Genomic DNA, 23,730 nt, shown 5'->3' on the forward strand with positions numbered 1-23,730 from the left:
ATACATTCATTAGAAATGATAGCTCGAGGGGAATCGGTGGGAGATATTGCACATGCTTTAGGTTATTCGACGCCCAGTAACTTTATTGCGATGTTTCGTCGGGTCTATGGCGATTCACCCACGCGTTACTTTTCGAGTCGTGGCATATAGTTGCCAGAGCTTACCTAAATTAGGTTCGTTTTTATGTACTGAGGCTTTACATACATTTACTCACCCAACATAAGCAAGTGCTTCTAGCTTCTTTCTACCCCAAATGAGCTGAAATCAATTTCGAAGTGGATGATAGATTCGTCGCGAACGCTACCATCTTGGTCGTAGAGTATTGGTTACCGAAACCATTAACTCATGTTAGTGAAAGGAAATTCCTGAACCCTATAGTGCTTCTTTCACCAATCTTCTGTTTGGGCCATTATCTCTAACATCCAGACGCGAAATAGCATAAGATACACGGCCTTTACTAGCACTGAGCCACTCATCGTAATGACAGATAAAACACAGCAAGCGACATTTGCCGATCTTGGCCTGATTCCAACATTAGTCGAGCGACTAGAAGCGTTGGAATACAGCCAACCGACGCCTATTCAATCCCGTGCTATTCCTGATATCCTTGAAGGGAAAGATATTATTGGTGGTGCCAATACGGGTTCTGGTAAAACCGCTGCTTTTTCGCTGCCAATCTTGCAAAAAATTGTTCAGCAAGACGGATCAAACAATCGCCGTGGTAACTTCGTTTCTCACCTGATTTTAGTTCCAACTCGTGAGTTGGCATCACAGGTGGCATACAACGTCAAATCTTACTCGTACCATCTTAGAGATAAGATCAAAACGGTTGCCGTATTTGGTGGTGTATCGGTGAACCCACAAATGCTAGCGCTTCGCGGTGGCTGTGACATTATCGTAGCTACGCCGGGTCGATTACTTGATCTGGTATCCAGTAACGCGATTAAGTTGAGCCAAGTAGAAACGCTCGTTCTTGACGAAGCTGACCGTATGTTGAGCCTCGGATTTACCGAAGAACTGAATAAGATTCTTGCGTTACTCCCAGAGAAGAAACAGACGCTGTTATTTTCTGCTACTTTCCCTGATAAAGTCACGACGCTGGCTCAGCAGTTGCTCCGCGACCCTGTTGAAGTTCAGTTGCAGAGCGCAGAAGCCAGCACTTTGGTGCAGCGCGTGTTTAGTGTAAATAAAGGTGAGAAGACGGCGGTACTCGCGCACTTAATCAAACAGCACCAGTGGCGACAGACTTTGATTTTTGTGAATGCTAAGAATGCCTGTAACCATTTAGCTCAAAAATTGTCAAAACGCGGTATTACCGCTGAAGTTTTCCATGGTGATAAAGGGCAGGGCGCTCGTACTCGTGTCCTTGACGGTTTTAAGTCTGGCGAGATTCAAGTTCTTATTGCCACCGATATCGCAGCACGCGGCCTTGATATTGAAAAACTTCCAGTGGTGATTAACTTCGATCTTCCGCGTAGCCCTGCTGATTATATGCATCGAATCGGTCGTAGTGGTCGTGCTGGTGAAGTAGGTTTAGGGTTATCTCTTATCGATTACGACGACTACCACCATTTCAAAGTGATAGAAAAGAAAAATAAGTTCCAACTTGAACGCGAGCAGGTAGTCGGTTTTGAAGTGGAAGACGATCAGAGTGAAGCCTACTTTTTACCAATGAAGCCGCGAGCGAAGCCAGCAGGTACGGGTAAAAAGAAGAAAAAGCGTAATCAATAGAAAACGTAAACTACATGTGAGTTTACTTACGGGAGTTGCTGGAGAAAGGGAATGCTCACTAGCTTGAGTCTTCGCTTCTAGCCATTCCTTTAAAGAACAATAGAGCCCTGCTGGAGCTACCAGTAGGGCTCTATTGCTTTTCAAGATAGTGTTATTGGCGACGAGCAGGGCGTCCGCGAGGTGAACGCTTTTTAAATGCAGACGCTGCTTTAGCTTGTGACTTAAGAATAGAGTCAACGGTTAGCGGCATTGGCTCTTTAGGTTCAAGGCCATGAGGGAAGGTACGAGCTCTTGGTGGTAAGTTGTATTCTTCTTCGCTCGCGCGTGGCATACGCTTAAAGCGATAAAGGTAAAAGTTTTCTAATTTTTCTCTCGCCCATTCGGTTTTCTTTAAATACTTCACGCTACTTGCAATCGAAGGCTTAGTGTTAAAGCAATTAAAACGCATTGCTGTATCTAGAATGTCCCAGCCGTAAAAATCTACTAACTCTTGCAACATAGTCTCTAGCTTTAACCCGTGCAGTGGATTGTTCTGTTGCAGCTCGATTCTCTCTTCGTCAGTCATCATTTTTAAGGGCCTTACTCATTAAAGGGCGGAGTTTAACAAAGTATACAATGCAGAGATATCTATAGTTACTTTGCGATGGATGCGAGCACAGTGATCTCTACCTTGAAAGTATAAATCGGAATTGGCCGTTCTACTTGGCTCTCTGCTCAAAAATGACTCATAAAAGTTCAAGCGTCTTAGTTCAATGTTAAATTATTGTGTAATAAGTGAGATTTTTGTTGTTCTTTTACTAATGTCTAATATTCCTACCCATAGCAACACATGCTTAATAAGCTCAAAATCAAAATTGGTTCATGCCGCTATCTTAGTATGGCCTAGAAGTTTGATGTGGGTGTTGTCTCGTATTGGTCGAAGGTCTGTCTACCAAGCGAAACTCTAGTTGACGTAGTTCAACGTTGAAACATAAAAGGATGACTCAATGTCTGACAAAAGTAAGACTTTTTACAGGGATGTGCGCAAAAAACCGCATGAATTTGAAAGCCGAGAAGACTTTCTAAATCATGATTTAACCGTCATGAGTTTCCGTCGCTGGGGAATTCATTTGCCCTCACGTGATTACAGTATTGAAATCGAAGACTGGGTACCTGCATTAGCAGCGACCATTGGTAAAGTGGTGATGGTCACTGCCATGGTTTCCGCTTTTGCTGCTCAGTTTGGTTTATCTCCGGAATTCATTGCAGAAAACGTGCGTTACGAATTGCTTATCGCTGGAGCCCTGTTCGTCATTCTGTTTTCTGCCATCCTAAACCCGAATGCAAACTTAGCGGGAACCCATGGCCCAATGATACCGCTGATTCCTATGATCGCAGCTGCAGGAGGGCACCCTCTCGCGCTAGGTTTGATGGTATGTGTTTTTGGTTTAATTCTCGCTTTAACCAAAGGTGGCTCTAAACTCATGACTCTGACTGGTATCGGGGTTCGAGGAGGGTTGTTGATCTACCTTGGTGCCGTTGGGTTGCTCGGGCAAATTAATAAGACGGAAGCGTGGGCTGCAAGTACGGACCAAGGTTACATTTCGTTTGTGGTCATAGGCCTAACCGTTATGGTTTACGCTTACTTAGCCAAGATCAATAAACGTTGGCTCGCTATCCCATTGTGCTCTGCACTCGCGGGTATTGTTGCTTATATGATGGGAGCGGAATTCACTTTTACCACAGAACCGGGCCTGCCTAATTTCAGTCCATTCTACTGGTGGGGGGAAGATACAGGCTGGCAACTAGGCTGGCCAACCCTAGAGCACTTTATTGCCGTGACTCCATTTGCTCTACTGGCAGTCGCTATGTGGTCCCCTGATTATCTCGGCCATCGTGTGTTTCAAGAACTTAACTACCCAAAAGAAGCGAAAGGTGTACTCATGGATGTCGACGACACGATGGTCGGAGCATCTGTTCGTCAGGGGGTTGGTTCACTCTTAGGGGGCGGAAACCTAGCTTCTTCTTGGGGAACGTACATGATTCCTGCCGCAATTGCCAAGCGTCCTATTCCAGGTGGCGCTCTGTTGACGGGTTTCATGTGTATTGCGGCGGCGGTAATTGGCTACCCAATGGATCTAGCAATGTGGGAACCTGTTCTGCGCGTTGCTTTGATTGTGGGTGTATTCTTACCACTCCTTGAAGCGGGTATGCAGATGATCCATAAGCATAAAGATTCACTCAGTGCAGGTATCTGTATTTTTGCCTGTGCATTCGTTAATCCAGTCTTCGGTTGGGCAATCACGATGCTGTTGGATAACCTCGGGCTTATCGGCGACCATGAGCGTGCTAACGAACTATCGCGCAAAGATAAATATCTGATTCCTGGCACTGCGTTTATCGTTTGTGCAGGCTCCCTTGCTATTGTTGGTCAGCTTCCAGGCATTCCAGCTCTTATCGGTTAATCGAATTATGCTCTAAAGGTATAGTGAGAACAGTGAGTAAAGGGACTTGCTTCTTAAAATAGTAGACAAAAACAAAAAGCTACCTAGTACCAGGTAGCTTTTTGCATGTAGGGTTAGGCTACGGAGTTAGGCTATATGAGTGATTCAATGCCGTATTTTGCGCCGTAGTGTTCAACGACAAAATCAATGTCTTTGTCACCACGGCCTGATAAGTTGATCAAAATCGAGCCGGTTTCTCCTTGCTGCGCGAGTTTAATTGCGTAAGCGACAGCGTGTGAGGATTCAATAGCAGGAATTATTCCCTCTTCACGAGACAGCTCAAAGAATGCATCAATCGCTTCGTCATCGGTGATTGAGCTGTAATTGACACGGCCAATGTCTTTTAAGTAACTATGCTGAGGTCCAACCGATGGGTAATCCAAGCCACTTGCTACAGAGTACACTTCCTGAGGTTCACCTTGTGCATCTTTAAGCATGTAAGACTTAAATCCGTGCATGATACCTGGCTCACCGAGTGTGAGTGTTGCAGCATGCTCGCCAACCTTTTGCAAAGAGCGGCCCGCAGGTTCAACGCCGTGAATGGCGACTTGTTCATCCTCTAAGAAAGCAGTAAATAGCCCCATCGCGTTAGAACCACCTCCAACGCATGCGACGAGATTATTGGGTAACTTGCCGGTCATTTCTTTGAATTGAACTCGTGCTTCGTTACCGATAATTGATTGGAAATCTCTCACCATTTTAGGGAATGGGTGAGGGCCAACGACAGAGCCTATCGCATAAAGTTGTGTATCAGGATCTTTCAGATAAGCTTCGAATGCAGAATCTACCGCTTCTTTGAGGGTTTTGCGCCCATGAGTGGCAGGAATGACATTAGCACCAAGGATTCTCATGCGGACGACATTCGGATGTTCTTTGGCGATATCAACTTCACCCATGTAAATATCGCATTTCAAGCCAACCAATGCCGCGGCTGTAGCAAGCGCAACACCGTGTTGCCCTGCGCCAGTTTCAGCAATCAGTTTCTTCTTACCCATCTTTTTAGCGAGAATGGCTTCCCCTAAGCAGTGGTTAATTTTATGTGCGCCTGTATGGTTTAAGTCTTCGCGCTTTAGGTAGATGTCTGCTCCGTATTTTTTAGACAAGTTTTCCGCATGGAAGATTGGGCTAGGTCGTCCAACAAAGTGCTTATACAAGCGAGCGAGTTCCGCTTTAAATTCAGGATCTTTGCTGCATTCCTCATAAGCTGCGTTGATGTCATGCATGATTTGTTCAAGCTCAGGTGGAACAAAGCTACCACCGTATTCACCAAAGTATCCTTCTTCGTTGGGCATAGTGAGATCAAACGAGTTTTTCATTATTTACATCCTAGTTAACGAAAGTATTGATACTTTATACCCAAAATTTGGAAGAGGTTGTGTGATCAGTTGCTTAAATAACAATTGTCGATCTAGTGAACTAGTTAAAAAGTACAGCTTGGGTAGGGGATAATAGTTGGGATGTAGAATCAGGTGGTTTGAATAGGTGCAAAAAAGCCCCGAGAGATCCTAGGCTGTCATAAGAACCTCTCGAGGCAAACAGAGTGCTGGAAATACACTCTGCGATGGTGTCTGGAAACAAAAATTAGATTCGTTTCCTTTGTCAGATATTAGGGTTTTAGAATGAGTCGATGTCAGCGAAATGTCACAAGTTAATTGCGGTATTAAAAGCTTATTTTTTATTTTTGATTAATGGATTAGAAAGTAACCTAAAACAGGCTAACCTACCGCGTGTTCCGCATCTTTTAAGTTGAACATGATCTTTCTTTATTTCGAATCGACGTCTTTAACCAACACGTGCACTTTAGCTCCTAGAGTAAACGTGGTGCTCTGGCTAGAAATTTTTTGTTTGACTGCATCAAATTCGAACTCACCATTTTGGAAAGTTGATAAAGGAATGAGACCTTCGGTTCCTCTAACTCAACAAATACCCCGAAGTGTGTGACTCCACACGCTGTCCCTATGAAGTGTTGTCCGATAAATGGCTTCATGTAATGACATTTCAGTGCAAACTCAATCTCTCAGCTAGGGATTATGTGCTCGTAGTTATTAGAATTTATTGATTGAGCAGATATATTTAATTTCATTTTTTCTCTTATATTCGCCAATCGCTTTTATTTTATAAACTTTATTTTTATGAGCAAAGCATGAGGCGAAGTGATTCAGATATGAATGAGATTAATTTAATTCCAAACTGGAATTGCAAGGTAGGTTGTGTGATTACCTAAAGATGTATACCAAAGTGACTTTATTGAAAGTGATTAATGATGGTGTGGGAGAGGTAAGTGATTTGGCTATATAAACTTAGATAGAGAATAGTAAGGGCAGTAACAAGTGGAAGGGGGTTGTGGCACCAACAACATTGATGCCACACAAAGAATTACAGTGCAGTTACTTCAGCTGCTTGTAAACCTTTGTTACCTTGTTCAATAACGAACGATACTTTTTGGCCTTCAGTAAGAGTTTTGAAGCCTTCAGAAACAATAGAACGGAAGTGAACGAATACGTCATCACCGCCATTGTCTTGAGAAATAAAACCAAAACCTTTAGTTTCGTTGAACCATTTTACTGAACCAGTTAATTTATTAGACATAGATACCTCTATATTTGATTGTTTTAAATATTGAATTTTTAGCTAATATCAAGTGCTACTATATGATTTTAGAGATAACTATTTTGTCGCAGGAACGTAAACGAGGAATTCGATGTGGAACTGAGAGAAACTTTGATCTTTAATTACATTAATAGCTCTTTCCGTAAGAGCTGATGTGCAGTATACCGACAAAATTAATAAAGGCTAGCCTTTTCTTTTTTATTTTTTGAGTACACCAAGCGCATTGCTTTCAAAGCATACGCTTGGTGTATAAGACGGCGTGATGTTATAGGTGGCGTCGAGCGCTTAGTGTTTTCTGGTTGGGCCGTTACGAACGATGTCTTTACCATTGTCATATACGTGCTGCGAAACCCAGCGGCCAAGGAGCAATTGGTGCTTTTCTCCTAATACGGCAACAAATGGACGGCCATCGGTATTAGAGGTGGCTAGCGCAACGCCAGTGACACCTTCAAGGCCTAGAGCGCCGCTTTCTACTAAATGCAGAAATGCCTCCAACTCTTCAATCGTTTCGATTACATGGTTATCAATATTCATTGTATTCAATCTCTTCGAATTGCATTGCGGTCGCGTACTCTACCTAAGTTAAGCGTGGAAACCAAGCTTCTACGTGCGTCATGTAATGAGAGAACTTTGCCCTGCCACTAATCATCAATAAGTTAGTCTCGATAGTCCGGAACTTGCCTAGATTCAATGGGGCAGAAAACACTCTCTGGTTAGACATGAGTCACATAATGTTGTCTGGTTTATCTCATCAATACTTTTGCTATTGGATGGGGTGAAGGGGAGTGCAATAATTTGTAAAACTCTTTTCCTAAAGGCTGTTATGAAGAAAGTCCTGATTACCGGTTTTGAACCTTTTGGTGGTGACGCCATTAACCCCGCCTTAGAAGCGGTCAAGCAATTAGAGGCTGCGGCCATAAAAGGCGGTGTGATAGTTACTTGCCCAGTCCCCGTAGTTCGATATGACTCGGTGAAAGTCGTTATTGAAGCAATAGAAGCGCACCAGCCAGACTGTGTAATTACTGTAGGGCAAGCGGCCGGGCGTAGCGCGATAACCCCAGAACGTGTCGCAATTAATGTCGATGATTTTCGTATTCCAGATAACGCTGGGCATCAGCCGATTGATGAACCCGTGGTGGCTGATGGTCCTGATGCTTACTTCTCGACACTGCCGATAAAGCGTATTGTTCAAACGCTGCAAAAGCAGGGGATACCTAGCCAGATTTCCAACAGTGCCGGAACATTTGTATGTAACCACCTTTTTTATGGGATCCAACATTATCTAAAAGACAAACCTATTCGTCATGGGTTTGTTCATATCCCATTATTGCCAGAACAAGCAGTAGATGGCAGTCAGCCTTCCATGTCTCTGGAGATGATAGTCGAAGGGCTAAGGCTGGTGGCGCAAGTTTGTATTGCCAATGAAAACGACATATTGGTCAGCGGCGGGTCGATTTGCTAGTAAGTGCTTTACAGTCCACTAAGTGTCTGAAAGCTAGTAATAAGTTCATCGTTTGATGTTGTAATAAATGTTAGCTTTGTCAAATTTCACAAGTAGCGAAAGGAGTAGCATTGAATAGTCAGGTTGGATGTTGTTCAAACTGGCACTCCCCTAATACAGGAGGTATTAGGGGCTACCCTTACGAAAGGCGAGTTATCATGAAAAGCAACAAAAGTAAGTCTATCGCACTTATCTCTGTCGTTGTTTTCGCATTGGCTATCGCTGCGCTTAAATTCGAAAATACACTCGGAGTTCTTCCCATTGTAGTCGCTATTATCGCGTTTTTTGCCTGCGTCATTTACACCAGTATGTATCTTTCTGATATGAAGCGTTCAGAGTTGATAAGTCACTCTGATCATTCTCAAAAAATGTATACCCACGCATCACGCAATGAGCTTGATGAGCGCGATAAAAAGCGTTGAAGCGAGTCACATTCTCCGTATACTTTGCTGGAGCATTAATGCACTAACGTGTCGGAGATAAGCATGTCAAATCGAGTACCAACCAACATACTGACCGGATTTTTGGGTGTCGGTAAAACGACCACGATTTTAAATCTACTGAAGAACAAACCGGAAAACGAAAACTGGGCGGTTTTGGTCAATGAATTTGGTGAGATTGGCATCGATGGTGCATTGATGACCGACCAAGGTGCGCTGATTAAAGAAGTGCCGGGTGGCTGTATGTGTTGTACGGCGGGCGTGCCAATGTCGGTCGGTATTACCGCGTTACTGCGCCAAAAACCGGACCGTTTATTGATTGAGCCGACAGGCCTTGGTCATCCAAAACAGGTTATCGCGACGCTTACCTCACAGCAGTATGAACCTTACGTTGATCTTAAAGCGACGATTGCCTTGGTTGATCCGCGTAACTTAAGTGATGAAAAGTATCTTTCTAACCAAAACTTCGTGGACCAGTTAGACAGTGCAGATGTGGTTATTGGTAGTAAGGTTGACCTATGTTCCAGCCACGACATTGATGTGTTTAATGACTGGGTGACGGACCAATCCCCTTCAAAAGTATTCAGTAAGCTTATTCATGACGGTGAGTTACCGATAGAAGTCTTGGATATCGAGCGTGTTTACGGCAGCGCTTCTTCCCATATCGAGTCACATCATCATGACCACGCTCATCAAGAGCCTCAATTCCAGTTGGCGCCTGGTGAAGCCTTTGTGCGCAAAGAGAACAAAGGGCAGGGTTATTTTAGTTGTGGGTGGTTGTTTGGGGCAGAGTATAAGTTTGATTTTGAAAAGCTTTTCTCTATGCTTTCGGACTTAACGGCTGAACGTGTTAAAGCGGTGGTCAATACGGATCAAGGTTGTTACGCGTTTAATGTTGCCAACCGAGTCGTGTCGGTGAATGAAATCAGCTTAGAAGGCTTTGAATCACGATTAGAAGTGATAGATTCTCAGCTGTTGCCATGGGATGAGCTTGAGCGAATTCTCCTTCAGTTATCTGGCATCAAACATTAAATCGCGCAAAGGTTAAACGAAAACGGTGAACCACTAATATATCTGTGCTCACCGTTTTTTCTTTTGTAGGATTTCAATGAGAAAAGTGAGATAAATCACTCAAATTCGGGTATAGTGCACGGCTAAATTTTTAAAGCTATTTTTAGTGGTTTGTTTAAGGAATACGCTCAATGTCATTTTCATCTCAAGGTTTTGCGCCAGAAGTGGTTAAAGCACTGGCAGAATGCGGTTATGAAAAGTTAACGCCAATTCAACAGAAGGCGATTCCAATGGCTCGCAAAGGCCATGATATTTTCGCTACAGCACAAACAGGTACTGGTAAAACGGCTGCGTTTTCTCTGCCTATGATTCAGCAGTTGTTAGACAGTAACCGTAGCGCTTCTCGTAAGACTGCTCGTGCACTTATCTTGGCTCCAACTCGCGAGCTTGCTGAACAAATTGCTGACAACATCAAAGCTTATACGAAGTACACCAATCTGTCGGTGGCGGCGATTTTCGGTGGCCGTAAAATGTCTTCTCAGGTTGCGGCACTGGAAAATGGTGTTGATATCCTTGTGGCTACACCTGGTCGATTGGAAGAACACATCGAACAAGGTAATGTCTCGGTGGCACACTTAGAGTTTTTGGTGTTTGATGAAGCAGACCGTATCTTGGATATGGGCTTTATTCATGCAGTTCGTAAGATCATGCTAGATGTGGATACTGATCCGCAAATTATGATGTTTTCAGCAACGACTTCGAGCCAACTAAATCTGTTAGCAAAAGATATCCTGCGTAAGCCTAAGCGTATTGAAGTTGAGCGAGCGAATACGACAGCACAGACAGTTGCTCACGTGTTATATCCAGTTGATCAAGAGCGAAAAACGGAACTGCTTTCAGAGCTAATTGGTCGTAAGAACTGGAAACAAGTGTTGGTATTTGTGAACTACAAAGAGACCGCAAACGAAGTGGTAAAAGAGCTGAAACTTGATGGTATCAAAGCGGTGGTTTGTCATGGTGACCGTGCTCAAAGTGCTCGTCGTCGTGCGTTAGAAGAGTTCAAGTCCGGTAAAGCACGTGTCATGGTGGCTACCGATGTCGCTGCTCGAGGTCTAGATATTGAAGATTTACCTCACGTTGTGAACTATGACATGCCTTTCCTAGCGGAAGATTACGTTCACCGAATTGGTCGTACAGGCCGTGCAGGTAAACAAGGTCATGCCGTTTCATTTGTAAACCGAGATGAAGAGCTCACGGTTGTTCAGGTTGAAAATCTGATCCAGCAACGCATTCGCCGTATTGAGCTTGCAGGCTATGAACCAAAACAGCGTGAATCTTACATTGAAAAGCTGCACTCAAAACCAGCGTTTAAGAATCGTCAAGGTCGTCGTAATAACCCGAACCAGTCGGCAACAGACCAAGGGTCGGCAGAGCGTCGTCTTGCTATGGTAAAGCGCCTGAAAGCGCGTCGTGGCGCAAAGTAAATTACACAGTCTGTGTGAAAAGAGCCCCTCAATTGAGGGGCTTTTTTTGTTTTGTCGTTTCGCGTTAATTTAGGCCAAGCATATTTGGCTCACCACGATAAATAATGCGATCGTTTCCTCGGTGAATACCAAACGTAACTGTAACAGGTGGATTTTCCTCTTCACTTGTCGTGTTATCCCAATCGTATTTCAGCCAAGGGATGCGATTACCTGAGCTGTCTAAATCTAGATGGAATTGTATTTGCTCGCGCGCTGAGTCAATTTGGCTTGCAACGATATCGGTTATCCTGCCAATACTCATCGTTCCAACGCCAGAAAGCAGGGCGTTGTTTGCAGGCGCATTCGACCAAATTGGCGTGCTGAAGTAATATTCACCATTCGCCGTTGTTGAGCTGTCATCGAAGTTAGTCATAAATCGACCGTTTTGCCAAGTTTCTACAGCAAGTGGCACTTTGATCACCATGCCTTGGTTGCCAACTACATCTTGAAAGTTCAAACGACCGAATCGAATGTCTGGTTGTTTTGTGAGTACTTCGCTATCGTCGAAGAAGTTTACCTCATCAACGGCTTTAGTCGTGACTATACCTATTTTGCTGCTGTCACTGTTAGTCCCTTTATTAAATGGGCCATCAGGATATTGCTTATCTGTCGTGTTCTTTTTCCAGCATGGGCTATTGTTACAAGTCGCATTGGTCGAGGGCTTCTCTATAACAAACGTTCCAACACTCGCGCTACCCAGTAGTTTCCAGTCTACCTTCTTAGGCTTAGGCGGCAAAAACCGATCGGAGTATGAGCTTAGCTCGCCTAAATCGAAATGTTGTTGAAGGTTAGACGAAAAGTGGACGTAATTCTTCACGTTTTCCTTATTCGCATTGAGTGCGACAACATCGTAAGTGACTTTCTCAAAAGGTTGATTCATGTAAGCAAAAGTTTGGCCATGTGGGTAGTGCCATTCTTGGTCTTGCACTTGAAAATATTTTGGGTAAAAACGACCAACGTAACGATAGCCTTCGTTCACAGTCATACCTAGATATTTACTTTCTAGGTTTGCTTTTACTCTCAAGCTCCCGACTTCTTCCCAATATAATCCATTAAAGACGAATTGATCATTCTTGGCTGAATTATGCGCCTGAGCCAGTGAGTCACTACTTTTTAGCAATTTTGAGGTTTGGTTCGCTGTCTCTGATGGCGTATGTTGCTCACTCGACAAGACAACCGATGCTGCTGGAGAGTCATCAAGCATAAAATTACGGGTGATAGAAGCATCACAATAGCGTGCTGATTCAACAGACCCACTTACAGAGCCGTCAGGTTGCCAAATGATTGGTTTCACCGTTAGAGAGAAAAGTTCTCCGGCAGCAAGAAACCCTTCTCCTTGTTCAGAGGTGCCAGAAGGCAAAGCACGTTGGTTGTCACAAATAGCGAGTGTCCATGGTCGCGAGTGCACATTAAATGTCCCTTTCACTTCCACTTTGCCTTCTTCTGGACATTCTTCAAATCCCTCACATTCAAAATGATCGGACAATGTCACTTCAAATATGCCGGACTCGTTCGTGATAAGACCATGTTCAGACAAGCCGTCTTTAAATTCCGCTGAATAGCTAAAGTTTCCTTCACTTCCTCCTAATGGTTGAACCAATGGATGAAAAATCTTAGGCGTACCATTGTAGTTGCTTGCCACTACAGGTTCGCCGGTGGAGGCACAAGCAAGCAATCGCGTATGCACGTTTTCTGGTTTACCTGCAATAACGCGTATTTCATTTAAAGTTGCGCTTTTCGTCTTTGAGTAGGCCTCAAACATAAATGGCGTAAACATAAAGCGAACAGTTTGATGCTTGCTGGTGTCTTCTGCCATAGTGAAAGTCAGCGTGTAGTTAGTACCTAACGCGATGGTATCAATATCGTTCGGGACCACTCGAACAACGAGCTCACCATTGTCGTCAGACATAAATTGGTTTGCTTTTAATGTCTGCTGACCTTTGATCACCTCTAAAGTGAACAAGTCAGGGTGTGATAGGGCTGCACTGACTTCTGCGCTTACAACTTCTCCATTATTGGTTGTCATTGCTGTAAATTGCGGAAGATCGTCGCCGCACATCAGTGCCATGTCGTCCGATGGTGTGACGCTTAGGTCGAAGTCGTTCTCTGATGGTGGCTGCATGCTGCAATTCGGAACATCTTGAGGGGTGATTGGACAGACTTGGGAAGAGTAGTGACAATCAGCCTCGCCCAATCCACAGTATTGCGTGTATTTGTTGTCTTGTGCTTTCGTTTGTGCACTTCCTGGCGTTTGTTGGATTTCACCACAAACTTGACTAGGCTGATTTGGAGCGTTGTTGAAGTTCAATGTTTGGAAGTATTTAATTGCTGCGATGGAACTATAGAATGAGCCACTTAATGTAGCTGACGATCCTACAGATTCAGCTGTACCATAGATCGACATATCTTTTATAATCAGAGAGTTGTGCGCAGAAACATTACCGACGACAAAATGGTCTTGTAAAGGATGGTTTGTTTTTAGGTGTAGTGTTTCGCCTTGTGATTCGACCTTACCACAGATGTTTGTATTAAGTATATTGGTCGTGCTGTGTGTCGAAATATCACCAATAATGGTGTTGTACGTTCCATCAATGTTAAGTGTCGAACCTGTTAGCTTAATATTCCCGTCTATGAGAATGTTATGAAGCTTTGTTGGGTATGCCGATAGAAGATCACCATAAATGACAGTGTGTTTGTTTTGGTAATCGTCGAGGTTTGATGCTTTCTCATTGTTAACCGTTAATCCGGTAGCGAGGGCGTGTAGAGAGATACGTTTATTGGGTTCACCAATTGTATTATTCCCCTCTAACACAATGCCATAATCTGCTTTTAATGTTATCTCTTTTTCCGGTAATGAGGAGACAATTTTATCACCAGCGGGTAGGACTAGTTTCCCTGTACAGCGATAAGTCGTGCCATCGCTTTCGATACTAAAACTCTTGTGTGAGCAAAGTTGACCTAACTCAGATAGATCTTTTACGTCATAGGTGTTGGCGTGTGAGGCTAGCGGTAAAACAAGAACCGCAGCGAAAATACTGCAAAGACGCATCATCAAATGTCCTAATGAGTGGAACAAGATGGCATCAAGCGAGCGTGAGCAAATGCTCACTGAAATTGGAATAGCTGCGGTACTTTTTGTTTTGAAGCCGCTTAGTTATTGAACTTTGGTTATTTTTTATTTCGTATGTCATACCAAAGTTTAGCGGCCTTATTACAACGTAAGTGCCAGGTTAGTTCAAGAGGCAAGTGTGATGTGTGTCGATTTATATGTGTAACCATTTGTTAGTTAAGGATAATAAGTAAGCATGTTGATTCAGAATCAGGAAGGAAGCGATCCTGATTCTGAATGTTTATAACGCTAGGCAGCGTGAACGATGAGTGGAGCCATCTGATATAACTCTTCTAGTATGGCTTTCGTTTGTCTCGAATAGACCAGGCAATCTCGATCGCCAACGAGCTGAATTGCTCTCACTTTACCTGCAACCAGACATTGCCTAATCGTGCGTAGAACCATTTGGATATCAATTTCTGACGCGCCATCAAGGCTGTTTTTGGTTTTTAGAGATCCAAGGTCGATGCTAATGATTATTTGGTCGCAGTGGTCTAGGTAATTGCCGATCTGTTGCTTAACGTTATTGCGATGACGAAAAGAAAACTCTTTCTCGGTCACCCAATCACAACCTTGATCTTCCGCGTATTCCCACGTTTCCTGCTTCGTCTCTTGCTCACTGACGCCAGCAAAAAACAATCGTACGTTTTGATAGCGAGAAAGAGCAAAATGGAATGCAGAGCCTAAGCGTGGCTCAAGTGTCGGCTTCAAGTTCATGTTATGCCCGATATTTACGACACCCACTTCGTCTCGATAGGATACGACCACAGGTAACATGGACAAGATTGCCTCGGTACAGTTAGTGACTAAAACAGGAATTGAGTGGCGAGAAAGCGAAAGGCTTAACGCTTCTTGAAACTCGCCATTCTCCAGCTTGTCGTGGTTGAAGTGACCAAAGTTTTCAGCGGTTTCATGATCATGCTGTTGGTATAGCCAATCGCTAGCATTTTCCAAACTTTGATCAGCTAATTCAAACGCGCCCTTAGACATGGGTGGCAAATACTCACACACTGTCATAAAAGAAAAAGGGTAATGCTGCGGCTGTTTCACGGTGTGGTGGAGTTTATAGCGTTTGAAAAAGCTTAACATGATGAATTACCTTTCTGGTGGTAGTGCCCTTGCCGCTTGCAGTACATGTAAAATAATGCGCTGCTTATCCTTTTCGACTCGGTGGGCCGGAGCCATCACCGAGACTGCGCCAATCAGTTTGCTTCCTTTCATTACCGGTGCGCTAATACCTGAAACACCAGGGTCAATCTCAGAAGTACTGACGGCATATCCGTGTTTACGGATGGTTGTGAGCTCTTTTTCCCACTCGTCACGTCGGTGATCTTGATTAAAATATCTCAAGATTTTCTCGCATCGACTTTGAGGCATAAAAGCAAGCATCACTTTAGATGAGGCACCGCGCAGCAGAGGTTGACTTTGACCCTGGACGAAGCTGCAACGCAGCGCCTGCATACTTTCTTTCTGTCTGACACAAAGCGCACGATAACCCGCTGGTACCATATAAGCGGCCATTTCCCCGGTTTGTTGTACCAACCTAGCCAGTATGGTTTCGACCATGTCGAGCCCATGTTGCGCGGTCTCATAGCTGTGCATGAGTAATAATGCCGCCGGACCAACGACAAATGTCTTGTCGTGAACGCTTTCTTCGATCAAGTTCCACTCTTTAAGCAGTTTTAAGTGTCGGTAAAGGCTGCTTAAAGGAACGTTCAATTGCTCGCTTAGCGTTTTCGCAGAAACTGGGAACGGACTAACTGCAACTTGCATTAACAACTGCAGTGATTTTTCGTTTACCTGGTTAGCATTAGCTTTGTTTGTCGTCATGAGAGTGTTGTAACGTGTTGTAGGAGTTACGACAAATATAATTCTTAATCACTGAGAAAAGAAAAATAATTTTAATGGGTAATTCTTACATGATGAGAAACAGACAGGTAAAGACTTTCGCAAGTACCGATAGACATAACATGGTGTCGAATTAAAGTCTCAGGTTTGAGGCGCTTGATACTAAATTGGAACAGGAGTGAATAAGACATTGTTTAGTTTGCGGTATTACTCAGCGTTTCGCATACTGAGTTAATCCAAACAAATAATGTTAAAAAACGTGAGTTGCTAGCGGGTATCGGAATCGAGGTACCATCTCAGTAAATCGGTTTTATAAAAGGTTACTTTTATATGCTGAATAAGGCGATTTTTAAAAAAGCCATCATTTTTCTTCTGCCTATTCCCTTGGTTATTGGAGAGGTTTTGTATTTAGCTCGTGAAAGCGTGCAAAACAATCTCAATCATTTATTAGAAAAAAATGTGCAAATTGCAGATGAAATTTTATTCCAAATAGAGACAGAAAACCGCACGGCGTTGCTACACCCTGAACGATGTGAAGAGCTCCAGCAAAGCTTAATGTTTGAACGAGATATTGAAGAAATGCTCATTGTGAAAGAGGGAGTCATTACTTGTTCTTCGAAATTGGGAAGTATATCTAAACCGTTAGCTGAGCACATCACCTTTCCTAAGGGACAAACGCTAGCGTTTGGTAGTGTTGATAGCTTGTACGATCAGTTCTTGCTTGTGGTAACGGAGGGAGAGCGGGGTTATCAAGCCGTAACGATTATCGATCATGACTACTTTAATGCGACAATAGGGTTTAACAACGATTTACGCCTAAAACGCTCTGCGCTGTTTATCCATGATCAAGTTTCACCTGAAGGAGCATTAAGAGCGGGAAGTAATCCTATCGGTATCAAATCGTCGCAAATGTTTGAGTATGAAGCTTTGAGCGAAGCCAGCGATCTTTTCGTCAAACAGAGAACACTTTCCTATTTTTTGTACTCAATTCCAATTATTTTCGTTATCTACCTTTGCTTGTATGCGTTGAATAAGTTTATTGATCCCCATCGCAATTTGATACTGGATCTTAAAAGAGCGATAAAAAGAGGAGAGTTGACCCTGTATTACCAACCGCAAGTTAACGTTGATACCGGCCAGTTATTCGGGTTTGAAGCGCTTGTGCGATGGGAGCATCAAAGTAAGGGGTTCATTTCTCCGGATGAGTTTGTCCCTGCGGCAGAGCAAAGTGGATTGGTTTTTTTACTTACTGATTTCGTTCTGGATAAAGCGGCAGAGGACTTCAGTAAATTAGGCTTTGATCAGCCTGTCCACCTTGGTATTAACGTGCCGCCTGGTTATTTAGTCGGACCAAACGCGATCAGAAAAATTCAATTGCTCGACAGACAGTTGAGCCGAAACAAAGTCTCATTAGGGGTAGAGATAACGGAGCGTCAGCTCATTGATTCAGAGGCGAGAAAATGCATTGCAGCGCTGCGAGTGCATGGTATTGATGTGCTGATCGATGATTTTGGAACTGGCCAAACCTCGTTAGCATTTCTACAGCACATGCGCATAGATTACTTAAAAATCGATAAGTGCTTTGTCGAAACCATTGGTATTCCTAGCCTTAGTGCTTCTGTCTTAAAAGCGATGGTTCACTTCGCGGAAGAATTACAAGTACAATTGATCGCTGAAGGCGTGGAAACCATAGCGCAAGCTGAACACTTAAAGAAGATGGGAGTGAGATATCATCAGGGATACCTGTACTCCAAACCATTACCTTATGAGCAGCTTGCGCAGCGAAGTCATTATGATTGGTAGACGTTAGCTCTATAACACTGAGCATTTTCATCAAACACAAACTCTAACTCATTTTTGATGCTATCTAAGCGGTCTTCTTGGTAGTGAGACACATACAATAGTTGGCTTAAATTCTCTCTAGCGATGAGCTCAAGTGTGTTCTTAACTAACCGTCTACCCAAAAAATCTAACCCTTGATACGGCTCGTCCAAAATCAATAATGTGGGTTGTTTCACGATGGCTCTTGCAATCAGTAATAGTCGCTGCTGACCGTACTCTAATTGCTTGAATGAGGTTTTTTTGTACTGGCTCATATGTAAGATATCGAGCCACTCGTTTGCAATATTCATCTCTTTGCGAGTTGGCTGGTTATACAACCCAATCGAATCGTAAAATCCTGACAAAATGACTTCTAATGCGCTGCAATTGACTCGATATTGGAGGTGTAGCGCTGAAGACACCATACCGATATGCTGCTTAATTTCCCAGATTGTCTCGCCAGTACCACGCTTTTTACCAAAAATATCAATGTCATTGCTGTAGCATTGCGGATGATCGCCAAAGATCAATCCAAGTAAGGTACTCTTTCCACAACCATTTGGGCCTTTGACCTGCCAATGTTGGCCCTTGTCTATGCGCCAGTTCAAGTCAGTAAAAATCTTCTTATCGGTGTATTCAACAGTCCCATTCTTTAGTTCAAATATTGGGTTGTTGAATGGCGTCGAGTGCTGATGCTGACGTATCAAGCTCATCATTTCTTCACTCTGTTGCTCTGACTGAGATTTTATTTGTCCAATGATTGGATGATTATCCCACCTGGACTTATCCATTGTACTATCAAGCTTTCCTGCACTGAAAAGCGCGATGCTATTGATCCACTCAGGCATGTCAGATTCGCGAGAGAAGGTTACGAGTAGTTGCACATTTTGAGAAAGCGAGTGTAAATAGCGAGCGAGAGCAGCTCGGTGCGCAATATCTAAGCCAGTAAATGGATTATCGAGTAATACTAAGTCAGGTTGTGTGGCTAAAGCTCGGGCGAGCATTACTCTTCTGGTTTCTCCGGTAGAGAGAACGCGGAAGCCACTATCTTTAAGATGACTTAGGTCGAGATCATTAATTAGCTGTTCAGTTAAGTTGGTGTCTTGGCTCTGCTCTAGGATTAATGAATAAACAGTGCTCCCTTGGTCGATACGATCAAGAAAATCCGTATCATCCTTTTCTAATTCTCTTTCCAGTAATCGCTGTTGCTCTGATAACGACACTTGCGCGACGGACAGCCCATTTAGCTCAATTTTCCCACTATTTGGTGACATTTCATCACAAATAAGGTCTCCAAGCAGAGAGCCAATATCTCCATCCGCGCTGAATATCCCCCAAGACTGCTGAGTGTTAATTTTCCAATCGTCAATAAACAAGTGTGTCGTGTTTCTCTTAGCTGCAAGCTGACGAAAGTGAATAGTCATTGTGTTTGTCTTCCCTGTTTTCGTTTTAGTGGATTACTTATAACAATTTACGAACTCAGTACGGAAGCGCTTTTGTGTATTAATTTTGAACAGTGCTCAGTCTTGTGCATATTAACGAAGCCTTGTATTAGAGGATAAAAATGCGACTAGAGTCATTAAGTAACAAGTAAACTTGTCAATAATTTTGTTTTATTTTTGAATCAACCTATCATTATGCATGTATATGTTATGCTGATAAATTCATATTTGCCGTTTGTTAATTAATCAATGTAAGGACACATGTTTATGAGTGAAACGGAATACGATTACCCTTCGAGTTACAGCCTAGTTTCCATTACCGATACCTCCAGTTACATCAAATATGCCAGTGAAAACTTTAATGAAGTAGCGGGGTTTGATGAAGGGGAGCTTATCGGTAAACCCCACAATGTTGTGCGTCATCCTGATATGCCAAAACAGGCTTTTAAAGATTTATGGACTCACCTGAAAACTGGCAAACACTGGATGGGAATGGTCAAAAATCGACGTAAAAACGGCGGCTATTATTGGGTTGACGCGTTTGCTTCTCCTATAAAATCTAATGGTGAAGTTGTGGAATACCAATCAGTGAGATTTAAACCTGAGCGTATACACATCCAGCGAGCGGAAAAAGCGTATTCGAAGCTTCGAAATAATCGTAAGCCGTGGAAAATGTATCTTCCTCGTACACGTTTGTGGATGAGATCGGCCTTCTTCCTTTTAATTTCAAACCTTCTTGGCTTACTCATTCTACAAATGAATCAATCACCAGTGATAGCGTTTGGCGTTGTTGCGTTACTTTCCGTTTTCTCTATTTATGTATTAACCAGACCAGTTGAGAAGCTCGCTAAACAGGCTAGGCAAGACTTCAATAATCCACTCATGGAATATATTTATTGCGGAACAATCAACGATCTGGCTGAGATTGAGCTGGGTATGAAGATGCGTAAGCAATTTGCCAATGCGCTATTGGGGCGCGTTGGCGTGTCTGTAAAAGACTCTTGCGAAGAAACGCGCGCAAGTGCTAACAGTGCTGCGACAAATAGCCAGCAAGTGACGGAGAACTTAAGCGCACAGAAAGTGGAGATTGATTCGGTCGCAACAGCGGTCAACGAGATGCAAGCCTCTTCATCTGAGATATCAAATAATGCTCAAGCGACCGCCGAGGCTACGTTAGAAGCGCAAAATACGATGATAGACAGCCGTAGCGTTATCGATAATGTTAACCAATCGGTACTAGAGCTGGTGGGTGAGCTCGGCGAAATATCTAAAGTGGTCATACGTTTGAACCAACAAACCGAGCAAATTGGAACCGTTGTTGAAGTCATCAATGGTATTGCCGAACAAACTAATTTATTAGCGTTGAACGCTGCAATTGAAGCCGCGAGGGCAGGCGAACAAGGCAGAGGGTTTGCCGTTGTAGCAGATGAAGTGAGAACCTTAGCTAAAAGAACTCAGGAATCGACAACAGAGATTAAATCGGCCATTGAAGGGATTCAAAATGGGAGCAAATCAGCGGTTTCTGCGTTAGAGAAAGGTAATGAAATGTCGACCGGAACGGTAACATTGCTAGGTACTGCTTTGGATAGCATTCAACAATTGGAATCCCTTGTTCAAGACGTCGTCGAACGAAACCAACAAATTGCGGTCGCGATAGAAGAGCAGGTTTATGTAACGGATGAAATAAATGAAAACATCCAGTCGCTTAATTTAAAGTACAGTGAATCGTATGAACTGATGACTGAAACGAACCATATGAACACCAAAGTGCAAAATTGTACCAATGACCTGTCTGAAATGATTAAAAAGTTTGCTTAAACTTTAGAAAATCTAAAAGCCCGCTAAACATTAGCGGGCTTTTAACTGGAATATAGTGAAGTGCTGGATTCGTTTACGAGCGAGGATTTCTAAATCTCGTTTTTTAAGAGCTAAAACGGCGAAAGCTCGCAATAAATGCGAGCTTTCTAAATAAGTGGCGGAGAGATAGGGATTTGAACCCTAGATACGCTATTAACGTATGCCGGTTTTCAAGACCGGTGCTTTCAACCACTCAGCCATCTCTCCGTTCTCTCCGTTGTGGGCGGTATAATAAGGAGCATAGTCCGACTTGTAAAGTGCTGAATTATAATAGAAGTACTGTTTGCTTGTTTTATGATCACTGATGTGATGTTGGACAGTTTGAAAACGGAGTGAAAAAGGGACAAAAAGTACCAATTTATAGAGTTTTTACTTTATATCGGCGCACGTCAATAAAATGGTGTTTTATTGTTATCTTGCTGATATATAAGACATAACATGCTTTTAGGGTACATGTGTTCGCCCGAAAGTATTTGCAAGACTTTGTGAACTAATTCAAAATTAACTGGTATAGCCAGTTGTGCTTAGAATTCTTAAGGGTGTTTATGAAGGTCACAAATCTATTTAAAGACAAAGTTGATGCGATTTCTGCTCATCAATCCGAGTTTATGAATTGGATGTCTCCAACGTTACGCGATTATTGGAGTGACTTTTTGGGGAAAACTCAAAATAGCTTTCTTTTCTCAAAAGTTCGTGATCACCAGCAGCCAGCCGTCAACGAAGAAGTTGCACCTCAACCTGCACCGATCGTAATGGCACCTGAGGCTCAAAAGCTTTATGACGAGTTAAGTGAAAAAATTGGCGAAGTTATTCACACTGGTGATTGGGTTCATGTGTCTCAAGAACGTATTAACCAATTTGGTGCGGTAACGGAAGACATGCAATGGATTCATACTGATCCAGAGCGTGCTTCAACTGAATCTCCATTTAAGACAACTATCGCTCATGGCTTTTTAACATTAGCATTGCTGCCTAAACTGACGGATTCAGTCGATCCAGACAAGCCAATGTTCCCAACAGCTAAAATGGTAGTTAACTTGGGTTTAAACCAAGTCCGTTTCCCTTACCCTGTCAAAGCAGGCAATAATGTTCGTGCAGTCAGCACGTTAACAAAAGTAACGCCAATCAAAAAAGGTTTGGAGATTGAGCGCGAAATTAAAGTGGAAATTGAAGGTATTCGTCGACCTGGTGCGGTTGTGGTCTCTGTAATTCAACTGCATTTCTAATTCCGAAACCGGATAGAACACGACATAGTAAAAGAGAGCATCAGGGTGCTCTCTTTTTCATTTTTACTGATTAAAGTTTTTTACTGGCGTATAACCGTAATCTGCAATCGCTTTTTGTCCCTGCTCTGAACGAAGGAAAGCGATAAAACCTTTACCTGCATCGCTAATCTTATCTACTTTGTATAGCACTAGGAATGGTCGCGCCAACTTGTACTTATGATTGCTAATGTTTGTCGAGGTTGGGTCAATACCATCTAACTGAATCGCCTTGATCGAGCGATCTACTGACCCTACAGAGATAAAACCAATGGCGCGAGTGTTATGGTTAACAATGGTTTTTACCATGCTGTTGCTGTTTACAACCAAGTTGTTTGGGCTGATATCCGAGACAAGGCGATCATTAACGATTTTGGTCAGTCCCAGCAAGCTTTCGAAGCTGTAACGTGAACCTGAAGACGCTTCTCTAGTAACCACCGCGATAGGCTGATCTGCGCCCCCGACCTCTTTCCAATTCTTAATTTTACCTTTGTAAATATCAAATAGTTGTTGCTGAGAAAGGTTTTCTACAGAGTTGGTACGGTTTACAACAACAGCGAGGCCATCATAAGCGATAGGGTATACATTGAGATCTTCACCTTTTTCGCTTTCAGTCAGATAGCGAGAGCTCATGCCTATTTCGGCTACTCCTTTATTGACCATAGTGATACCAGCACTCGAACCAATGCCCTGAACAGCAACGTAATCGTCTGGGTGTGTTTTGTTGTATTCCTCAGCAAGTACATCCATCACACGAGCAACCGACGTTGAACCTGAGATGTTGATTTCTTTTGCAATGGTAGGGAGGGAGACTGCTATGGCCAATAACGTCGCCACAGTAAAACGTAACATATTAAACTCCATATACGGGATAAAGCAGAGTTTATGATATTGCGTTCAGGTTACACTTTTGTGAACTGTTAGCGCTAAACAAAGGAATTGTTTCTAGTCAAGAGGTGATGGAGCTAGCGTTTCCAAGTGGATTGAGATGATAATCTGGGCAAATGATAATATAGCTATCTTATACTTGAGTTAGGTAGATAACTACCATCGGTGATGATGTAAAGGTTATATACTAGGATCGACAGCTCT

19 protein-coding genes, 1 tRNA gene and 1 pseudogene are annotated in these 23,730 nt (G+C 43.1%); 10 read left to right on the forward strand and 11 right to left on the reverse strand.

Annotation, left to right across the window (positions count from 1 at the left end; all coding sequences use genetic code 11):
* Both R7E51_RS21545 and R7E51_RS21550 read left to right on the forward strand, forming a co-directional pair.
* On the forward strand, positions 1 to 150 hold a 150-nt coding region (locus R7E51_RS21545; RefSeq protein WP_206958536.1), incomplete at its 5' end, for a helix-turn-helix domain-containing protein.
* A gap of 330 nt (positions 151 to 480) precedes the next feature.
* Positions 481 to 1,731: a DEAD/DEAH box helicase gene (locus R7E51_RS21550; RefSeq protein WP_053307822.1), complete on the forward strand. Its 1,251-nt coding sequence runs from the start codon at positions 481 to 483 to the stop codon at positions 1,729 to 1,731.
* Positions 1,732 to 1,882: 151 nt separating this feature from the next.
* Here the strand turns inward: R7E51_RS21550 and R7E51_RS21555 are convergent, their stop codons facing one another.
* Positions 1,883 to 2,299 carry a VF530 family DNA-binding protein gene (locus tag R7E51_RS21555; protein ID WP_005375544.1) on the reverse strand — a complete coding sequence of 139 codons (417 nt, stop codon included), beginning with the start codon at positions 2,297 to 2,299 and terminating at the stop codon, positions 1,883 to 1,885.
* A gap of 418 nt (positions 2,300 to 2,717) precedes the next feature.
* Here R7E51_RS21555 and R7E51_RS21560 point away from each other — a divergent pair, with 418 nt between their 5' ends.
* Positions 2,718 to 4,175 (forward strand): DUF3360 domain-containing protein, encoded by a 1,458-nt coding sequence (locus R7E51_RS21560; protein ID WP_151515447.1) that lies wholly within the window; start codon positions 2,718 to 2,720, stop codon positions 4,173 to 4,175.
* A 131-nt stretch (positions 4,176 to 4,306) separates the two neighbouring features.
* On the opposite strand, the gene trpB is transcribed toward R7E51_RS21560, so the two are convergent.
* The 4 genes and pseudogenes from trpB to R7E51_RS21580 form a co-directional block, all read right to left on the reverse strand.
* Entirely contained in the window at positions 4,307 to 5,530 is a 1,224-nt protein-coding gene (gene trpB / locus R7E51_RS21565) for a tryptophan synthase subunit beta (RefSeq protein ID WP_206958535.1), read from the reverse strand.
* A gap of 447 nt (positions 5,531 to 5,977) precedes the next feature.
* Positions 5,978 to 6,231 (reverse strand): annotated as a pseudogene (locus tag R7E51_RS21570) (S1 RNA-binding domain-containing protein); the annotation flags it as partial.
* 359 nt (positions 6,232 to 6,590) lie between these two features.
* On the reverse strand, positions 6,591 to 6,803 hold the full coding sequence (locus tag R7E51_RS21575) for a cold-shock protein (protein WP_206958534.1): 213 nt from the start codon (positions 6,801 to 6,803) through the stop codon (positions 6,591 to 6,593).
* Positions 6,804 to 7,109: 306 nt separating this feature from the next.
* On the reverse strand, positions 7,110 to 7,358 hold the full coding sequence (locus tag R7E51_RS21580; RefSeq protein WP_005375646.1) for a hypothetical protein: 249 nt from the start codon (positions 7,356 to 7,358) through the stop codon (positions 7,110 to 7,112).
* 289 nt (positions 7,359 to 7,647) lie between these two features.
* On the opposite strand from R7E51_RS21580, the gene pcp reads away from it, so the two are divergent.
* The 4 genes from pcp to R7E51_RS21600 all read left to right on the forward strand — a co-directional run bounded on the left by pcp (position 7,648) and on the right by R7E51_RS21600 (position 11,260).
* Entirely contained in the window at positions 7,648 to 8,286 is a 639-nt protein-coding gene (gene pcp / locus R7E51_RS21585) for a pyroglutamyl-peptidase I (RefSeq protein ID WP_025768981.1), read from the forward strand.
* A gap of 197 nt (positions 8,287 to 8,483) precedes the next feature.
* Positions 8,484 to 8,747, forward strand: a complete 264-nt coding sequence (locus R7E51_RS21590) for a hypothetical protein (protein WP_017635759.1) — start codon at positions 8,484 to 8,486, stop codon at positions 8,745 to 8,747.
* 63 nt (positions 8,748 to 8,810) lie between these two features.
* A complete protein-coding gene (locus R7E51_RS21595) occupies positions 8,811 to 9,797 on the forward strand; it encodes a CobW family GTP-binding protein (protein ID WP_170893312.1) in 987 nt (328 codons plus the stop codon).
* A 170-nt stretch (positions 9,798 to 9,967) separates the two neighbouring features.
* Positions 9,968 to 11,260 (forward strand): DEAD/DEAH box helicase, encoded by a 1,293-nt coding sequence (locus R7E51_RS21600; RefSeq protein ID WP_005386186.1) that lies wholly within the window; start codon positions 9,968 to 9,970, stop codon positions 11,258 to 11,260.
* A 64-nt stretch (positions 11,261 to 11,324) separates the two neighbouring features.
* On the opposite strand, the gene R7E51_RS21605 is transcribed toward R7E51_RS21600, so the two are convergent.
* From R7E51_RS21605 to R7E51_RS21615, 3 genes are all read right to left on the reverse strand, one after another.
* Positions 11,325 to 14,351 carry a DUF6701 domain-containing protein gene (locus R7E51_RS21605; RefSeq protein WP_206958533.1) on the reverse strand — a complete coding sequence of 1,009 codons (3,027 nt, stop codon included), beginning with the start codon at positions 14,349 to 14,351 and terminating at the stop codon, positions 11,325 to 11,327.
* Positions 14,352 to 14,657: 306 nt separating this feature from the next.
* Entirely contained in the window at positions 14,658 to 15,497 is an 840-nt protein-coding gene (locus tag R7E51_RS21610; RefSeq protein ID WP_033907142.1) for an arginase, read from the reverse strand.
* A 6-nt stretch (positions 15,498 to 15,503) separates the two neighbouring features.
* Entirely contained in the window at positions 15,504 to 16,238 is a 735-nt protein-coding gene (locus R7E51_RS21615; RefSeq protein ID WP_005386192.1) for an IclR family transcriptional regulator, read from the reverse strand.
* A gap of 348 nt (positions 16,239 to 16,586) precedes the next feature.
* Here R7E51_RS21615 and R7E51_RS21620 point away from each other — a divergent pair, with 348 nt between their 5' ends.
* Complete coding sequence (locus R7E51_RS21620; protein ID WP_005375659.1) at positions 16,587 to 18,059, forward strand: EAL domain-containing protein; 1,473 nt, start codon at positions 16,587 to 16,589, stop codon at positions 18,057 to 18,059.
* Here R7E51_RS21620 and modF read toward each other — a convergent pair.
* Complete coding sequence (gene modF, locus R7E51_RS21625; RefSeq protein ID WP_206958532.1) at positions 18,047 to 19,501, reverse strand: molybdate ABC transporter ATP-binding protein ModF; 1,455 nt, start codon at positions 19,499 to 19,501, stop codon at positions 18,047 to 18,049. The two genes, R7E51_RS21620 and modF, sit on opposite strands and share 13 nt — an antisense overlap.
* 285 nt (positions 19,502 to 19,786) lie before the next feature.
* On the opposite strand from modF, the gene R7E51_RS21630 reads away from it, so the two are divergent.
* Positions 19,787 to 21,337: a methyl-accepting chemotaxis protein gene (locus R7E51_RS21630; RefSeq protein WP_085569276.1), complete on the forward strand. Its 1,551-nt coding sequence runs from the start codon at positions 19,787 to 19,789 to the stop codon at positions 21,335 to 21,337.
* A 155-nt stretch (positions 21,338 to 21,492) separates the two neighbouring features.
* On the opposite strand, the gene R7E51_RS21635 is transcribed toward R7E51_RS21630, so the two are convergent.
* A tRNA-Ser gene (locus tag R7E51_RS21635) sits at positions 21,493 to 21,583 on the reverse strand.
* 338 nt (positions 21,584 to 21,921) lie between these two features.
* On the opposite strand from R7E51_RS21635, the gene R7E51_RS21640 reads away from it, so the two are divergent.
* A complete protein-coding gene (locus tag R7E51_RS21640; protein ID WP_206958531.1) occupies positions 21,922 to 22,602 on the forward strand; it encodes a MaoC family dehydratase in 681 nt (226 codons plus the stop codon).
* Positions 22,603 to 22,665: 63 nt separating this feature from the next.
* On the opposite strand, the gene R7E51_RS21645 is transcribed toward R7E51_RS21640, so the two are convergent.
* A complete protein-coding gene (locus tag R7E51_RS21645; RefSeq protein WP_017635752.1) occupies positions 22,666 to 23,490 on the reverse strand; it encodes a phosphate ABC transporter substrate-binding protein in 825 nt (274 codons plus the stop codon).
* Between the last annotated feature and the right edge of the window lie 240 nt (positions 23,491 to 23,730).

This window comes from Vibrio sp. Vb1166 (genome assembly GCF_033338695.1).
In the GTDB taxonomy this organism is placed as follows: domain Bacteria; phylum Pseudomonadota; class Gammaproteobacteria; order Enterobacterales; family Vibrionaceae; genus Vibrio; species Vibrio alginolyticus.

What these genes read in the sequence shown, in the direction of transcription:
- R7E51_RS21550 (WP_053307822.1), top strand. Translation starts at nt 481, where the DNA reads ATGACAGATAAAACACAGCAAGCGACATTTGCCGATCTTGGCCTGATT.
- R7E51_RS21555 (WP_005375544.1), bottom strand. Translation starts at nt 2,299, where the DNA reads ATGATGACTGACGAAGAGAGAATCGAGCTGCAACAGAACAATCCACTG.
- R7E51_RS21560 (WP_151515447.1), top strand. Translation starts at nt 2,718, where the DNA reads ATGTCTGACAAAAGTAAGACTTTTTACAGGGATGTGCGCAAAAAACCG.
- trpB (WP_206958535.1), bottom strand. Translation starts at nt 5,530, where the DNA reads ATGAAAAACTCGTTTGATCTCACTATGCCCAACGAAGAAGGATACTTT.
- R7E51_RS21575 (WP_206958534.1), bottom strand. Translation starts at nt 6,803, where the DNA reads ATGTCTAATAAATTAACTGGTTCAGTAAAATGGTTCAACGAAACTAAA.
- R7E51_RS21580 (WP_005375646.1), bottom strand. Translation starts at nt 7,358, where the DNA reads ATGAATATTGATAACCATGTAATCGAAACGATTGAAGAGTTGGAGGCA.
- pcp (WP_025768981.1), top strand. Translation starts at nt 7,648, where the DNA reads ATGAAGAAAGTCCTGATTACCGGTTTTGAACCTTTTGGTGGTGACGCC.
- R7E51_RS21590 (WP_017635759.1), top strand. Translation starts at nt 8,484, where the DNA reads ATGAAAAGCAACAAAAGTAAGTCTATCGCACTTATCTCTGTCGTTGTT.
- R7E51_RS21595 (WP_170893312.1), top strand. Translation starts at nt 8,811, where the DNA reads ATGTCAAATCGAGTACCAACCAACATACTGACCGGATTTTTGGGTGTC.
- R7E51_RS21600 (WP_005386186.1), top strand. Translation starts at nt 9,968, where the DNA reads ATGTCATTTTCATCTCAAGGTTTTGCGCCAGAAGTGGTTAAAGCACTG.
- R7E51_RS21605 (WP_206958533.1), bottom strand. Translation starts at nt 14,351, where the DNA reads ATGATGCGTCTTTGCAGTATTTTCGCTGCGGTTCTTGTTTTACCGCTA.
- R7E51_RS21610 (WP_033907142.1), bottom strand. Translation starts at nt 15,497, where the DNA reads ATGTTAAGCTTTTTCAAACGCTATAAACTCCACCACACCGTGAAACAG.
- R7E51_RS21615 (WP_005386192.1), bottom strand. Translation starts at nt 16,238, where the DNA reads ATGACGACAAACAAAGCTAATGCTAACCAGGTAAACGAAAAATCACTG.
- R7E51_RS21620 (WP_005375659.1), top strand. Translation starts at nt 16,587, where the DNA reads ATGCTGAATAAGGCGATTTTTAAAAAAGCCATCATTTTTCTTCTGCCT.
- modF (WP_206958532.1), bottom strand. Translation starts at nt 19,501, where the DNA reads ATGACTATTCACTTTCGTCAGCTTGCAGCTAAGAGAAACACGACACAC.
- R7E51_RS21630 (WP_085569276.1), top strand. Translation starts at nt 19,787, where the DNA reads ATGAGTGAAACGGAATACGATTACCCTTCGAGTTACAGCCTAGTTTCC.
- R7E51_RS21640 (WP_206958531.1), top strand. Translation starts at nt 21,922, where the DNA reads ATGAAGGTCACAAATCTATTTAAAGACAAAGTTGATGCGATTTCTGCT.
- R7E51_RS21645 (WP_017635752.1), bottom strand. Translation starts at nt 23,490, where the DNA reads ATGTTACGTTTTACTGTGGCGACGTTATTGGCCATAGCAGTCTCCCTC.